The following is a 14,600-nucleotide window of genomic DNA, read 5'->3' on the forward strand; positions in this document are numbered from 1 at the left end:
CTTTTGCATAGTTATTATTTACTGTGATTTGTATCTGCTCTCCAATGATATTTGGCTGTATTTTGGTGCTCCTTTCAAATAAGTCAAGGATATAGCCATAAAAAAATAGACGAAACCGCGAATCAGGGTTCATCTACTTTTCCAATCACTTATTTAGCTTTCCGACTGTCCATTTTACTCTTAACAAACGAGAAAATCATCGGTAAAATTGATACGAAAATAATGCCTAGTACAACGAGTGAGAAGTTATCTTTTACGACTGGGATGTTCCCGAAGAAATAGCCGGCCATCGTACAAAGTAGTACCCAGACTGTTGCGCCTAGTAGGTTGTAGTTTAAGAAATAACGGTAATTCATGCGACTTGCACCGGCTACGAATGGCGCGAAAGTACGGATGAATGGCATGAAACGCGCGATGAAAATTGTTTTACCTCCATGCTTGTTGAAGAACGCTTCAGCTTTGTCCATTTTTTCTTGGTTGATGAATTTGCCGAGCCAACTGTCTGGTGGAATCGAAGTGCCGACTTTTTTACCGATATGGTAGTTGACGGTGTCGCCAAGTACTGCGGCTACCCACAAGACGATGAGGAGAACGACAATATTGAGCTCCGATCCTGGGAGTACTGCCAAGGCGCCCGCTGCGAAAAGTAGGGAATCTCCTGGCAAGAATGGGAAAATAACGAGTCCCGTTTCTACAAATATAATTAAGAAGATAATGACATATGTCCAGATGCCAAATGTATTGATAATTTCAACAAGATGCTGATCAATATGGATGATAAAACTGATCATCGCTTGGATAATATCCACGAATGTACCACGTCCTAACTTAAATTCTGCTTTCTATTTAGTCACAGTTAGCTTCTATTGTAACATATTTTTTGTTCATACTATATCATACTAGGGACTTATTTACATAAACTTAACAATTTGCACGTGGCTAACATTTTTTTTGAAATAAATTTAATTTCCAGGTTTCAACATTTATTTGCGGTGGTATAAATCAGTATTAACTTATTAACATTTAAGATATTACGCTTAGTTGAATTTCTCTGATTATACTTAAAAAGTCGGAATTTTTCATCTAAAACACTAAAAAGGGGTTGAAAATCATGCGGAAAATGAAGAGGTTTACAGTTGTTATGTTGGTAGCGTTGATGGTATTTGGGACGGGGACACTTGTACTGGGCGCGAGTGTGATTTTATGGGGCGGAGAAAGCGACAAGGCTAGGGTTTCCGAAGTGTTGACTTGGGCGGATCAAAAAATCGGGCAATTGACGCAAACCAAACAGGATAACACACAAAAAATTAATGATTTGACGAACGACATTCAAAATGTGAAAAACCAATTGACTGATAAAGATAATCAAATTGCAGCAAAACAACAAGAATTGAATGCGAAAATGACGGAATTGCAGAACAAACAAAATGAAGTGAATCAAAAAAATAATGATGTCAGCGCATTGAATAACCAGATTAGCCAGTTGAACAATACGATTAATCAGCTAAAATCTGAGCGAGACCAATATAAAGCGCAAGTTGATACGTTGAACACGCAAGCCACTCAGTTGAATTCAGCTAAAAACGAATCGGATGAAAAATTGAATAAAGCGCGCCAAGACATGAAGGAATTGAGAGACCAGGCGGATCGGCTTTATAGTAAATATCAATAAAAAGACGAAATCCGCGTCTACTCAAAAGTTCTGAGTGAGGCGCGGATTTTGCCTTTTTGAAATTACGCTTTTGCTTCGGTTAGGTCATCTGCTGTGCTCAGGCTGATTAATCCAGCTACGCAAAGCAGTACGATTGGAACTAGGAACATCATCGATACGCTCATTGTGCAGGCTACGGCCGAAGCGATTAGCATGACGCCGCCTTTTAACGGTGCTTTGTTCATGATAATGGCGCCGAACAAGCCGACAAATGACATACCTAATGCTATGAAGTTCAGAATCGTGAATACTAATGAATCTTCTTCCAAAACGCGTGCAATGCTGTCGACGGAAATAACGGTTAGGCTAAGCCCCATCGCGAGCAATGCTCCAATAATCCCCAATGTTTTCGCAAAATTCATCGTAAAAACTCCATTCGAAAGACATATTTATCCGTCCTGTGCGTATAAGCTAACACAAACTCTTGGATACTTCTATGTTACCATTTTTACATAGTATTTGACAAGAATAGATTCGTCAACTCCATCCATTTTTACACCAAATTTGCTTTTGTCTATCTAATTAGAAATTCCATTGGATTTTATGCTATCAAAGCCCATTCCAAAAAGTTAATCCTCGACCAAGTTCTTTATCTATGGCTTTGTAGGACGAGCTTTCCACATAAAATTTTGCGACTTTTGGAGAAAGTTCCTGTTTTATTGCATACGGGCGTAACTCGCTTAGCAATTGTGAAATACAGTTAAGGACATAGCTACCGTTTTCAATTGCGTTTTTGTAGTGTAGAAACATATTTCTTTCATATTCTAATGTGTCTGCATCTAGGACTATATCATAGATGTCATTCAAAATTTTTTCTTCTACCTTTGATTTTTTTCTTGATGACATTTTTTTATTCCTCCTGTTAAATCATTTAATGAAACGGACAACCGCCGCGCTTTACTGGGGTGATTTCGGTGCGTTCAAATGGTGCGTCTTGATAGAAAAAGTTCGGTTTGACGATTTTATTTGGGTAGCGTTGATGGAACATGTGCGTCATTGCTGGGGATAGCGGCGGGATTAGCCATGCCCACTCGCCAGTGACTTCGCGCCCTGCGGCTTGCTCGTTTGTTTCGAATTGGCCGAATTGGCGGGCCGCGGTGTGGTGATCGACAATCTGGACTTTGGCTTTGTGATAGGAGTCGAGGACGGCGACGTTCAGCTCGACTAGCGCGCGGTCTTTCCATAACGAATCGAGACGCTTCGTGCTCAGTCCGAGTTTTTCGGCGACGGCGGCGAGCTTGTTGTAGCGGCCTTCATCCGCGAAGTTCCGCGCGCCGATCTCGGTTTCCATATACCAGCCGTTGAACGGCGCCGCCTGGTACGTGATGCCGCCAATTTCGAGCTGCATTTCGGATATGATCGGGACGGCATACCAGCGCAGGCTGAGCTCGGCGATTGACGGGAAATCGGGATGCGCAATCGGGACTTCGAGCACGAGTTCAGGCGGGATTTCGATGACAGTTGGCGTGGCGTCAGCGCTTTCCTGGATGACGAGTGGCAAAATGTCGAATTCGCCGCGCGCGCCACGCCAGCCGAGGCTTTCGCAGACTTCTGTGAAGGACACCGATGCTGGATCGCCGATAATGCCACCGTGCTCTGACGCGTATCCGGCGTAACGAATCAGCTGGTGATTCCAAATCCGCGGACCATCGCTACCCGGCTTGAAAATCGTGATGAAAGGCCGGATTTGACCGCCGTTCGTTGCTTTTTCGATATGTTCAAAAAGGGCAACGCGAATTTCCGATACCGTCCTTGCCTCGCGCGCGTCAACCACTTGGATGCGATCCCAGAACAGCCTGCCGACGCAACGGTTACTGTTCCGCCATGCCATTTTTGCACCGATTGCCAGTTCTTCAAACGTATGCGAATATGTACCGGTTTGCGCGATTTCCAGCTTCACCTCATCCATACGGTTTTCCAATTCCGCGCCACTTTTGCCCAATTCCACGTAAGACTTCGTTAGAAATTCGATTGCTTCCTCTGTTTTCATCGCCATTTTTGCGTACCTCCTAGACCTTACTTATGTTCTCATTTTAACACAAGCCCACACAAAAAAAGAACTCCTCATCTTATTAAGAAGTCCTCTCTCCACTATATTTGAGTCACTGCCACTTTCCCCGTCCATCGCTCCCAGTCCAACAAAACCCACTGATGGCTATCCAAAATGACGCCTTCCTCCCTCAAAACCCTTTTTTGAGTAAGCAGGTACTCCCTCGTACAGTTGATGTAACTCGCCAATTCGATTTGATTCCAAACTTTCGGAATCCGGCAATTCGCCCCTTCTATAACTCCTATTTCTCTCCCTAACTTCAAAAGCGTGCTGACTAATCGCTGTTTTTTCTGTTGCGTCAGCATCTCCATTCGCTCCATCATTAGTCCCACTATTTCTTTCTCAAACTCCCGATATCGCTCTTCTAAGCGCATATTCGTCATGCTACTCTCTAATTTCAATAATCTCACCACATCACGTGCTTGATACACGAGCGCTTCTGGCAAAAGTTGATCATGTAACATCGCCCGTTCCCCTTCGCGCAAAAAACATAATAACTGCTCACCCATGCTGCACGTCAAATGCCCCGATAAAATGATATATTCCCCGTTTTCTTCTAAATATTCCTCTTTTTGAAGCGTTATAACTGCCTGCCTCTTCCCCATCTTCTCACCTGCTTTTTTGAATTGCTCATTACCATAGGCCTAATAATTTACTCGCGCTCGCCATAAATAAAAGGAGTAACGCTGTGAAATATATGACCGGAAACTTCAATTTCTCATATTTCTGCTTCGTCAAAACCGTCTTTTTCTGCTTCGAAATCATTTCTTTTTGGTACAAATGCTTTTCATCCGGTGTCTTTTTAGAAAAATGATGAATGAACTTACTGTACTCCAAACAAACTTCCTCGCTGTCCCCAAATATATTCAAATGCCCGTAATGCAACCATCCTACTTTGTCGCAAATATCGCGAATCTGCTTTAACGAGTGACTGACAAAAAAGATCGTTTTGCCCGCTTTTTTCATGCGCTCAATTTCATCCACACATTTCTGATAAAACGTCGAGTCCCCAACAGACAGCGCTTCATCGATAATTAATACATCTGGATCTGTCTGAATCGCAATGCCAAAACCCAATCTCGCCCGCATTCCACTTGAATATTGCTTCAACGGCTGATTGATAAAATCTTGTAACTCCGTAAATTGAATGATGTTTTGAATCCGATTTTCGATTTCTTTCGGCTTAAATCCCATTAACAACATCTTCAACTGGATATTCTCCACCCCTGTTAAATTTGGCTTAAGCGCCGATCCAATCGCAAGCAAGGAGACACTCCCCGTTTGTTCTAACCGACCAGATGTTGGCGCTAAATGCCCCGCAATAATGTTAGCTAACGTCGATTTTCCCGACCCGTTCAAGCCGATAAGTCCGACGCATTCCCCTTTTTTCACCTCAAACGAAATATTTTCTAGCGCTTGAAACAGTTTTTCCTGCCGCTTCCGGAATGGATTTCGCCACACATTGTTCCACTTTTTCCGTTCTAAATAAAAAATCTTGTCAATCGCTTCTAGCTTTAATATGCTCTCCATTAAATCGATCTCCTTACGTATATTCGACAAAGTAGCGCTTGTATTTCGTAGTCGCGTAAATCCCAATCACCAAAATAAGGAACGTACTACTGAAAAAATAAATCCCCCACCAAAAATGATCAAAAATAGCAGCCCGAGCAAGCAACGCATCCCGGAACCCTTCGATCACATAAACAAATGGATTCAGATGCAGGATTTTCGTCAATAAAGAATCCGGATTCGCGGATACATCAATCACGACACCCGATATGAAAAACAACAGGCGCATCGTCGAACTAATAATTAACTGATAATCTCGGAAAAATATCACGACAACAGCGTTTAACGTCGACACCGAAACCAACAATAAAATCATCGCGAAAAAGTAATAAATGAACTGCAACCAGTGTATATTCGGAAAATTCCCCGTCCCAATGTACAGACAAAGAAACAAACCAAACATCGAGAAAAACCCACTTAACCCCTTCACAATCGCTATCGTCGGCAAAATCTCGACTGGAAATTTCGTCTTCGAAATTAAATTCAAATTCGCGCTAATAGAATTGGCCCCCGCATTAATACTAGCACTCATATAAAACCAAGGAATGACTCCCATCAACATCCAATACACGTACGGCACATCGGAATTCACCATATTTTGTCCACCTAAACGCAAACCGAAAATCAAGTAATAGATCACAATTTGAATGGTTGGACTCAAGAATTCCCAAAATAGACCGAGAAAATGATTTTGATGGGCAGCCTTTTTATCAAAACGCGCAACACGCATGATTTTACTACCGCTATATAATTGCACGCGACACCAATTAATTAAAACGTTCAAACTTACACCTCATTTTTTTCTTGCACGAGTTCTGTTACTTTTTTCAGTAAAAACGGCGTGAAATAAAGACCTGTGTCACCATGTTCTTCGTAATCCGCCAAATCAAGCGTATACGGAACATCCTTCTGGTCCAATTTTTTAAATAACGGCTGCAAATGTTCCGCATAGTGAAAATCACCTTTTCCGACATGAAAATGCATTTCTGGAAACGTCGTGTTCACATTCACTTGGTTCAAAATCAAACCATTCCAAAATTGCATCCCGTATTGACTGTCTTCTCCAAGAATGCGATTAAAACGCGCTCTCATCGATTCAGAATTGGCACGTCGATATAAATAATTCGCAATATAGACTTGTGGCGCACCGATAATCGCCTTGCCATAATGATACTTCATGCTGTAATAAAGCGACGCGGCCCCACCTTTACTCGAACCCGTAGCAATGATATTTTGCGGCGAGATATTGTGTTGATTCGCAATCGTCGTAATCAGACTGACCACACTACGCTCAAAATCATGCGAACCACCAAACCCGACATAATAGCAAAACTGATCTTGATACGAATCTAAAATAAACAATTTATGCGCATCCACCGGCGCCAGCGTTCGGATATGGTTATACACCGGCGCTCCACCTTTGAACTCCGTCGAATAAAGTCCGGAAAAAGATATAATAAGATGGTCCGATTTTGTTTTGGCCGGCTGGAATAAATATTTGACCGGTACATCACTATAAAACACCGCTTCATTCGGGAAATTGGCCTCAATCGTTTGCCCACTGCTAAGATCTAAATGTAACTTCGTCGACAATTCGTTATACAAAAGCGTCCCTTTTTTCCGAATAAACAAGCGAATCTGGTACGTACCGCTGTATATCGGCTGAAATCGGATGTGGCTATCTTGCGTCAACTCCGCGTACCATTCTTTCTTTATAATGTTCCCATCCTGATAAATATAGTACGCAAATTCGCAACCCCACAAAGAACCCTTTGTAGAAAACGGCAATTGAATATCCGGCTTGTTATACGCTAAATGGCTCATCTCGATTTTCATAACTCTCGTTCCTCATTTCTATTGTTCTTTTAATACTTGAACAGAAGGATGAATCTGCGTCACTTGCTGCTTCGTTCGACTATCGCTCTGGTCAATCAAATCTTCCAACACCCCAAAGATAAACGGTGTATATTGATTCACCAAACGCGTATGCCGCTCATCACTCCGATTTAAAAACAACTCACTATCTATCCCTTTTTCCGCTAAAAACTCCCGATACTTCACTAATGCCTGAAACTGAATATCCATTGTTCCCGTATAAAAATACAACTTCTTCTTTTTATAATTGCTGTACAAGGTATCTGTAAATAAAATATGATCCACTTTTTTCTCGAATTTTTTATCTTTTCCAAAGAATAAACGCTTCTCATTCGGGCACAGTTTATTAATGAATGTCGCGACATGAATTTGCGGGATGAGCGAAAAGACATCCGTTATGAGTGGGTTCATCGCGCCATATAGCAGCGCCCCCGTCCCGCCTTTACTCGAACCAAATGCAATCACCCGTTTATAGCCATGCTTCTTAATAAATGCCGTTAACTCCTCATTAAATCGTTCATGAATCAGCTTCCCACCGTCGACCAGATACCATCCATACACACTCGAAAAATGGTCCTTGATGAAGAAATAATCGGCTTGTGGCACACGTTGCGCGAATTTCATCCACGTATACCGCTCATGCATTTCCGCCACTTCCTGCTGCGTTACTTTTCCACTATAAATGCCTGGTATCGCATCATTCAATGGCTTCGCTGCATTCTGAAAAACAAGAACCAGTGTGTCGTTGCCGTTTATCATGTGTTTTCCGTGTAACATCCGTTCGCGCTCCTTTTCGTCAATATTCCACAATAATGGTTTTTCGGATTCGTTCGCTCGTTTTCGTCACCACTTGGCCCGTTTTCGTATTTTTCACAAAGACCTTCACGCGATATTCTCCGGCTTCTAGAACTTCCAATTGATACGTGTCAAACTTCTTGTAAGGCGATTTGGCGATTGCCTCCGCATCTCCGCCCTTGTAGACATAAAAAGCGTACACATTATTTTCGTCTGTTTCTGCTAACGTGACCTTTACTTGTAAATAATTTTTCGTGAAAAACGTTTCTATATGTTGAATCATCTCTTGTGCCATTCTGATTTCCTATCCTTCCTACTACAATGCGATCCAGCTCTGATTCACCAAGGCTTCTATCTCTTGGACGATTCGCTTTTGATCAAATTTATATTTCGCAAACTGCTTGCGTTCTAATAATTCTTTCGTTGTAAAACCGTGTTCTTCTACTGCCTGCTTCGCTGTTTCCAGAGAATCGACTATATATTTTTCCGGGTAAACAGTATCGGCGCCTTTCCAGTTTCGAATAATCGGCACCGCACCGCTCGCCATTGCCTCGGAAACCGAAACGTGCGAACCTTCATAATCGCTCGGTGAAAGGAGATAACCAATCGTGCTCATCCACTCATTCACGTCATCGCCATGCGGTTCAAAAATCACGTTATCTTTCCAAGGCGCCTGCTCGATTCGCGCAAAAACAGCATCATAATACGCCCGTTCCTTCTCACGCGCCATCAACCACGCCACGTCTTTCGGATGCTTACTCTTAATCGACAATTGGTAGCGTTTATCCTGCTTCCACAATTCCTCAAAAAGATCCACCGCCAAATCCACTCGTTTGCGCTCTGGGAGAATACCACAAATCCCTAATCGGAACTCTTTCCCGTCTTGTTTCGGCAAATCGAATTTCTCCGCATCCAGCAAATTATCAATATACACCATTTTATGACGCGGAATTTTAAAAATACGATGAAACTCTTCCAGCATATACGGCGTAATCACGATGATTTTATTAACCTGCTCGATATCCATCAAGCGCGGAAATTTCAAATCTTTCTCCTGAAAATGCATACGCACAATCAATTCCTGATCCGGCTGTTTATGCTTCGAATACCAAACCGCATTCCCTAAGCCCCACTCACAAAAAACAATATCCGCCCATTTCGCACACGCTAAGCTATGCTTCTCGTCGTGCTTTTCATGCGATTGCCACTCATCGATTTGCACCTCGAAAGCTGGATGCGCCTCAAAGTGCGCGATAATCATTTTGGCAAATTTCAAATCATGGCCCGCAAATACGATTCTTTTTTTCCGTTTTTCAAAGGACCAAATGAAGTCCTTCAGGCGCGCATAAGCAGCTTGGAAAGTGAAATATTGGCTTGCCTCATACATCATCGTGGCAGCTTTCAAATACAAACGCTCATCTTTTAAAACGGCTTGTGTCTTTTGAATAAAATCTTCTTCTGTATCGACAAAAAGCGGGTAATCCTTGCCTAACAAATCTTCATGCATCTTGGTTCTTCTCACTAACGACGGTTTGCCGAGTCTCCCATATTCCAACAGCTTACTCGACAACTCTACACTCGCATCATTATCAAGTGAAGCACTGCGCCAGCTAATCCCGATATCCGCTTCTTCAATCAGCTCTTGGCATGTTTCACGTGAGACAGCGCCAACCCAATCAATCGATGTTTCTTCTTTAAAAGCCGCTTTAATCCGCAGCTGGTTATCTTTTTCGCGCAACCGTTCCTGAAATTTATCGCCCACAATTTGCGTGTGAATCCGCGTATCTGATGCGGCTAATTTTTTCGTAGCAGAAATAATTTCTTCCGTATGCCAATCTTCATGGAATTTTCCGCTATAGATCAACCGATTGTGCTTATTTCGAAAACTCGGAATCGCTGCTGATTCTGGAACCATTGGGTACAACAAACGAATTTTTTCACCATCGACGTGAATCAAGTTTTTCAATGCTTCCTTTGTTTCTTTCGTTTGTAGGAATAGATAATCAAAATGCGCATAGACACTTTTTAGATCGGCCTGTTCTTGTGCCGTTGAGCGCTCGTCATGCTTGAAATCTGTCAAATACGGCACCGTGATATGGCGAAACGCTTCATATTTCATGACTTCCCGCACTAAATCAAAGCCACGAACAATCACAAGATCATAAGCCTCTTCTAGATGCAGCTTCGACATAATGTTCACTGCTTCCTCGACGTTCAAACGCGGACCTTGAAATGACATCGTCGAAAAGGCTTCAAACGGCTGAATCAGACGGAGATTGGCTTTGTTTTTTAATGCGGTTGTCAATCGATCATTTTGCTCCCGTGCTTTCAATAGTAAATCCACGTGAATATGCGCGTTCTGACTTAAAACCGGTGCTATCGACGTTAACCAAACCGCTGACCCATCCATAAAATTCAAATCAATATCTCCGTACAAAAGAATCCGTAATTTGCTCATTGCGTTATCTTCCTCCTAAATTTCAACGTGGTGAAGCCATTCTTCGCCCACTTCTGTTCCATTTTCAATAAAGTTATACTTGTCTGCACTAAACATTTTCGCGCCTTGGTTCATATAAAGGGATAAATCCATGCCGCGCATCAAATCGATCAATAACGCCTTCACATTTTTGCGGAACGGATAGTTCGTTCTGACAATCGCTTGTGTGGACTTAAGATTCATCACAAAACGATACTCTTTCTCTGTATTCTGGTCTTGGCATCGTTGCCCAACTTGCGTATAATAGCTTCCTTTTCCAATAAAATCGGCATCGGTATACACAGACGCAAGCATTAAATCTTTCAAATAATGCCGCCCATAAAAATGCTTCTGATTCCAAACCGTCATAAAATCCGATCCAATAAAGTCCGTCACTTGCTTATAATTTTGCATATAATCCAGTAGAAAAATCGATACCGTTTCGTTTTGGTACGTGTTGATAATCGCATTAAAGTCTGTAAAATCATCGACACTACGAACGAAGACGCATAGTTTTTTCGTCAGATAGCTTTGTTTATGAAACGCCGCAATCACGTTTTTCAAGGCCTGTTCGGAGCTTGCGAAACTAATGACCGTGACTTCTTTCTCCTGCACAGGCACCTGTCGATTCATATTTTCCAACATGAAATGCAAGCGATGTTTGTACGTATGCTTCCCGAAAATTTCGCGGATACCTTCTAAAGACTTTTTGCGGTATAAGTGCTCGTCTTGTGCGATTTCCTTCATCTGGGCACGCAAGTCTTCTGGTTTCTGCGCAATCATCACAAGGTTCCCGAAAATTTTATCAATGCCCTCCGAATAACTGCTGAGGATTGGCGTTCCCGAAGCCATCCCTTCAAACACGCGTCTTGAAAACATCGTCGGCGAGTGGATAACACTATTCACATTCAACATGAAACGATAACCTTTATACGCCTTATCAATCTCGCTATACGCCAAGCTGCCCTTCACATTTTTCTCAAATTGCTTCGGAAAACGGAATTCCGGCTCCGGACGTTCATAATTCCGATCATAAATAGCCAAGTTGAATTCCTCGCTGATCGCAAGCATCTGGTCCATCACGTCGCGCCGTTCTTCATGACGATTCGCGTAATACGAACCTGCAAAACAAACGCCATCCACGCGTGGCTCTAACAATTGCACAGGATTATGATGCTTCGGTTGTGCCGCAAACGGTAAAGCAAACACGTTCTGATGTTTCGCATGTTTCACATAATCCGGAATACGATTCGCATCCGTCGTGTAAATATAATCAAAACGCTTCGCCGAATCAATAAATTTATCAAAATGAATCGGATCTTCCTTATTCCAGAAAACCGTTGGGATGCCACGTTCTTGACACCATTCCAATAACTCAAACAACTCATGACGATCTTCATTCGCGTAACGCCCAACCTTATATTGCCACGAACCAAAATTCCCGTGCCATGCAGATTCCACGAATAGGAAATGCGGTGGATTTTCCTCCAATACGCTTTGCCAATTTTCCGGTGTAAACGTGATTAATTCGACTTCTTCTTTGTAACTCGTCATCGTAAATTCATCGAAAATGCACGCCACTTTTAGCTCATCTAATTGCTTCAAGTTTTGGAACGGTTCTCGCAATACTACTTGCGGCAACTGGCTTTTCTTAGCACTGAATACACGTTGCAGCACCATTTTTTGAATACGTATAAGTCCTTTTCCAGTTACTTTCAACGCTAATCGGATATGCTTTGCTGCTTGTCCCAACGTAATCTGCATCTCCTTGTTGACGTCCACCATTGTCGTAGCCGTCTTTTTTTGTCCGTCATATTCCACGACGGCGATTTTGACTGACATCCCGGCTTCTACTTCTGCCTCCACATGAATAGCAAGCGTTTCTTCTGGCAAAACATCGATAAAAACGCGTGGTAATCGTGTAAACGCGACATTTTCTTCTTGGAAGGAGGCATAATTCGCACGTTCTCCCGTATTTTGGAAAACTAAATCACCAGCTTCTTCAAAAACCTGCAAACCCTCGTCCTGAATACACCACCACTGCGCCGAATCCTTCAATGCCTCTTCTGCTAAGAAAACTGGATGCAGCTCTGACATTAACTCATTCTGAAAATTAGTAATGGTTTCGCGTACGTGATTTATTTTTTCTTCCATCTTAATTTTTTGCGTAGTTTCCAATATAAACCAGTCCATTTCATCATTTTAGTATTCATTATTTGATTATGCCGCGCTCGCAAACTATTCAGCCGTTCTTTTAAAAGTTTTTCTTCTTTCTTCATCCTTATCAACTCATTATCTAATTGCTTGATTTTCTTGACGGTATTCTCGTGTTCTTTAGAAATTTCTTCGAGCGGTTCTTTTTGACTAGACAATACTTCCAGCGTCTTCACTTTATACTCGCTTAACTCTTTTTGTATCGCTTTTATTTGATCTATCAGGTCTGCTTCTTTTCTAAGTTGCTTGGCTAATGCTTCATTCTTCTCTTGCAAACCCTGATTGGTTACTTTCCATTTCGCATTTTCTTGCTTGAGTTGTTCCGCATTTTCTTCGTGCATTTCTTTTTCATGCTCTAATCGCTTTGTTTCAGCACGTAGTGAGATTTCGTTGTGAACCCGTTCTTCTAGCTGTTCTTGTAACTGATCTATTTCCTGTAACGCGACCTTGAGTTGGGACTCGTACGCCACTGTTTCCGCTTGTTTGTGGTACTTCTTTTTTACTTGCTTGCCTTTCATTACGCCCTACACCTCTATCAACTTTTGATAAAATTCTCTTTCGTTCCACCCAGCATTTGTTAGAAAAATGAATCATTTCAGGACTTGCAGATTACATCAACCTTTCAATCCATCATAAATCTTTAAAAACGGCACTTTTTCGCGTTCCCAATTATAAATTTCACGCGCTCGGTAACAATTCTGACTATATCGCTCTCGTAACGCCGGATTTGTCAGCAGTTCATTGACCGCCGCCGCAATCGCATTTGGATCATGTGAATCGACGACTAAGCCAACCTCTTCACCCGTCACAATACGCCTAATTTCCGGAAAATCGCTCCCAATCACTGGCACGCCACTCATCACGTATTCAAACAACTTATTCGATGAAGCAGAATAATGATTAAAGCACACATTGTTTAAAAGCTGGAAACCTAGGTACGCGTTTTTCGTATAGTGAAGCAAATCTTGCAAAGGTACTTTCGGCAAAAATCGGATTTTCTGCTCCAAACCAGCCTGTCGCACTTGCTGCTCTAATTCCACCTTGATGCGCCCATCACCAATCATGACGACGACACCCTTTTGGAACATTGGTACTGCTTGTATTAACTTATCTAAACCGCGGCCAACCTGCACACCGCCTTGATATAATAAAATCGGTTCCTGTGTTGGAATTTGTAGCATTTGATGTAAATCGATATCCTTATTTTGCTCGGGAAATTGGCGCGTTGGATAATTGTGCACGACTTTCGGATAAAAGTGATACCTATCCTGAATATAAGCCGCACGTGTATGGTTTTCGTGAATACACACATCTGTAAATCGAAGGAAAAACCGTTCGCAGATGCCATACATTGGGTTGTTGTAGCCCGTTCGACTCGTCTGAATTTCATGCGAATCATAAATCAATTTTTCACGATGAAATAACTTCGCACAAAGAATGGCTTGGGGTAACGTGTTCAAATCATTCGCGTGGTAAACATCGTATTTGTTTCGTAAGCCGTAAGCAACCATACGGCTGAAAATCATGCTACGACGGATTAGCGTTTGTACTTTTGGGAGAGGATAAATTGCTATCATCGCGCCTATAACCAGCATGATAAGAGGAAAAAACAGGAGGAGAAGAAGGAATAACATACTAAACGCCAGAAGAAGCATCTTGTTTTGCTTGATGCGACCAATACCATTCAAAAGAAAATCTGCCCATTTAGCTTGGTCTGCCCTGACACGTCGAACGGAAAAACGCGTTGTCCGTTGTTCAAAATACGGTAAATCGGGCTGTTTCAAATCATGAATCGCAATCAAATCAACCAAATAACCAGCTTCCTGCAACGCCATACATTCTCGTAATACGCGTGCATCATTCGTAAAATGGTTCCAAACAAAAACGGCAACTTTCTTTGACATACGTTC

Annotated in this window: 15 protein-coding genes; 1 reads left to right on the forward strand and 14 read right to left on the reverse strand. The window is 42.2% G+C overall.

Annotated features, from left to right (window positions below; translation table 11 throughout):
• Window positions 1-149 precede the first annotated feature (149 nt).
• Complete coding sequence (locus DUK53_RS05055; RefSeq protein ID WP_036132230.1) at window positions 150-809, reverse strand: DedA family protein; 660 nt, start codon at window positions 807-809, stop codon at window positions 150-152.
• Between the two features lie 302 nt (window positions 810-1,111).
• Here DUK53_RS05055 and DUK53_RS05060 point away from each other — a divergent pair, with 302 nt between their 5' ends.
• The gene (locus DUK53_RS05060) at window positions 1,112-1,672 is read left to right on the forward strand and encodes a hypothetical protein (RefSeq protein WP_036132233.1); all 561 of its coding nucleotides are present in this window, start codon (window positions 1,112-1,114) and stop codon (window positions 1,670-1,672) included.
• Window positions 1,673-1,734: 62 nt separating this feature from the next.
• On the opposite strand, the gene DUK53_RS05065 is transcribed toward DUK53_RS05060, so the two are convergent.
• The 13 genes from DUK53_RS05065 to DUK53_RS05125 all read right to left on the reverse strand — a co-directional run bounded on the left by DUK53_RS05065 (window position 1,735) and on the right by DUK53_RS05125 (window position 14,594).
• The gene (locus tag DUK53_RS05065) at window positions 1,735-2,073 is read right to left on the reverse strand and encodes a hypothetical protein (protein ID WP_036132235.1); all 339 of its coding nucleotides are present in this window, start codon (window positions 2,071-2,073) and stop codon (window positions 1,735-1,737) included.
• A gap of 187 nt (window positions 2,074-2,260) precedes the next feature.
• Window positions 2,261-2,557, reverse strand: a complete 297-nt coding sequence (locus DUK53_RS05070) for a bacteriocin immunity family protein (RefSeq protein WP_036132237.1) — start codon at window positions 2,555-2,557, stop codon at window positions 2,261-2,263.
• Between the two features lie 25 nt (window positions 2,558-2,582).
• Window positions 2,583-3,701, reverse strand: a complete 1,119-nt coding sequence (locus DUK53_RS05075; RefSeq protein ID WP_483306203.1) for a nitric oxide synthase oxygenase — start codon at window positions 3,699-3,701, stop codon at window positions 2,583-2,585.
• Between the two features lie 101 nt (window positions 3,702-3,802).
• Window positions 3,803-4,366, reverse strand: coding sequence for a helix-turn-helix domain-containing protein (locus DUK53_RS05080; protein ID WP_036094721.1), 564 nt, complete (start codon window positions 4,364-4,366; stop codon window positions 3,803-3,805).
• A 28-nt stretch (window positions 4,367-4,394) separates the two neighbouring features.
• On the reverse strand, window positions 4,395-5,291 hold the full coding sequence (locus DUK53_RS05085) for an ABC transporter ATP-binding protein (RefSeq protein WP_052164953.1): 897 nt from the start codon (window positions 5,289-5,291) through the stop codon (window positions 4,395-4,397).
• A gap of 13 nt (window positions 5,292-5,304) precedes the next feature.
• Window positions 5,305-6,114 carry an ABC transporter permease gene (locus DUK53_RS05090; protein ID WP_103034793.1) on the reverse strand — a complete coding sequence of 270 codons (810 nt, stop codon included), beginning with the start codon at window positions 6,112-6,114 and terminating at the stop codon, window positions 5,305-5,307.
• Window positions 6,115-6,116: 2 nt separating this feature from the next.
• Entirely contained in the window at window positions 6,117-7,166 is a 1,050-nt protein-coding gene (locus tag DUK53_RS05095) for a hypothetical protein (protein ID WP_036132241.1), read from the reverse strand.
• Between the two features lie 18 nt (window positions 7,167-7,184).
• Window positions 7,185-7,982 (reverse strand): hypothetical protein, encoded by a 798-nt coding sequence (locus DUK53_RS05100; protein WP_052164954.1) that lies wholly within the window; start codon window positions 7,980-7,982, stop codon window positions 7,185-7,187.
• A gap of 19 nt (window positions 7,983-8,001) precedes the next feature.
• Window positions 8,002-8,295, reverse strand: a complete 294-nt coding sequence (locus DUK53_RS05105; protein WP_036132243.1) for a hypothetical protein — start codon at window positions 8,293-8,295, stop codon at window positions 8,002-8,004.
• A gap of 21 nt (window positions 8,296-8,316) precedes the next feature.
• A complete protein-coding gene (locus DUK53_RS05110) occupies window positions 8,317-10,458 on the reverse strand; it encodes a glycosyltransferase (protein WP_036132245.1) in 2,142 nt (713 codons plus the stop codon).
• A gap of 15 nt (window positions 10,459-10,473) precedes the next feature.
• The gene (locus tag DUK53_RS05115) at window positions 10,474-12,654 is read right to left on the reverse strand and encodes a CgeB family protein (protein WP_036094717.1); all 2,181 of its coding nucleotides are present in this window, start codon (window positions 12,652-12,654) and stop codon (window positions 10,474-10,476) included.
• Complete coding sequence (locus DUK53_RS05120) at window positions 12,615-13,208, reverse strand: hypothetical protein (protein ID WP_036094716.1); 594 nt, start codon at window positions 13,206-13,208, stop codon at window positions 12,615-12,617. Before DUK53_RS05120 ends, DUK53_RS05115 begins: the two co-directional genes overlap by 40 nt.
• Before the next feature lie 96 nt (window positions 13,209-13,304).
• Window positions 13,305-14,594 (reverse strand): glycosyltransferase, encoded by a 1,290-nt coding sequence (locus DUK53_RS05125; protein ID WP_036094715.1) that lies wholly within the window; start codon window positions 14,592-14,594, stop codon window positions 13,305-13,307.
• Window positions 14,595-14,600: the final 6 nt, after the last annotated feature.

It is taken from the genome of Listeria sp. SHR_NRA_18 (genome assembly GCF_003856515.1).
GTDB classification, from domain to species: Bacteria; Bacillota; Bacilli; order Lactobacillales; family Listeriaceae; genus Listeria_A; species Listeria_A newyorkensis.

Coding starts and splice junctions, on each gene's coding strand:
- DUK53_RS05060 (WP_036132233.1), top strand. CDS start 1,112: ATGCGGAAAATGAAGAGGTTTACAGTTGTTATGTTGGTAGCGTTGATG.
- DUK53_RS05065 (WP_036132235.1), bottom strand. CDS start 2,073: ATGAATTTTGCGAAAACATTGGGGATTATTGGAGCATTGCTCGCGATG.
- DUK53_RS05070 (WP_036132237.1), bottom strand. CDS start 2,557: ATGTCATCAAGAAAAAAATCAAAGGTAGAAGAAAAAATTTTGAATGAC.
- DUK53_RS05075 (WP_483306203.1), bottom strand. CDS start 3,701: ATGAAAACAGAGGAAGCAATCGAATTTCTAACGAAGTCTTACGTGGAA.
- DUK53_RS05080 (WP_036094721.1), bottom strand. CDS start 4,366: ATGGGGAAGAGGCAGGCAGTTATAACGCTTCAAAAAGAGGAATATTTA.
- DUK53_RS05085 (WP_052164953.1), bottom strand. CDS start 5,291: ATGGAGAGCATATTAAAGCTAGAAGCGATTGACAAGATTTTTTATTTA.
- DUK53_RS05095 (WP_036132241.1), bottom strand. CDS start 7,166: ATGAAAATCGAGATGAGCCATTTAGCGTATAACAAGCCGGATATTCAA.
- DUK53_RS05100 (WP_052164954.1), bottom strand. CDS start 7,982: ATGTTACACGGAAAACACATGATAAACGGCAACGACACACTGGTTCTT.
- DUK53_RS05105 (WP_036132243.1), bottom strand. CDS start 8,295: ATGGCACAAGAGATGATTCAACATATAGAAACGTTTTTCACGAAAAAT.
- DUK53_RS05110 (WP_036132245.1), bottom strand. CDS start 10,458: ATGAGCAAATTACGGATTCTTTTGTACGGAGATATTGATTTGAATTTT.
- DUK53_RS05120 (WP_036094716.1), bottom strand. CDS start 13,208: ATGAAAGGCAAGCAAGTAAAAAAGAAGTACCACAAACAAGCGGAAACA.
- DUK53_RS05125 (WP_036094715.1), bottom strand. CDS start 14,594: ATGTCAAAGAAAGTTGCCGTTTTTGTTTGGAACCATTTTACGAATGAT.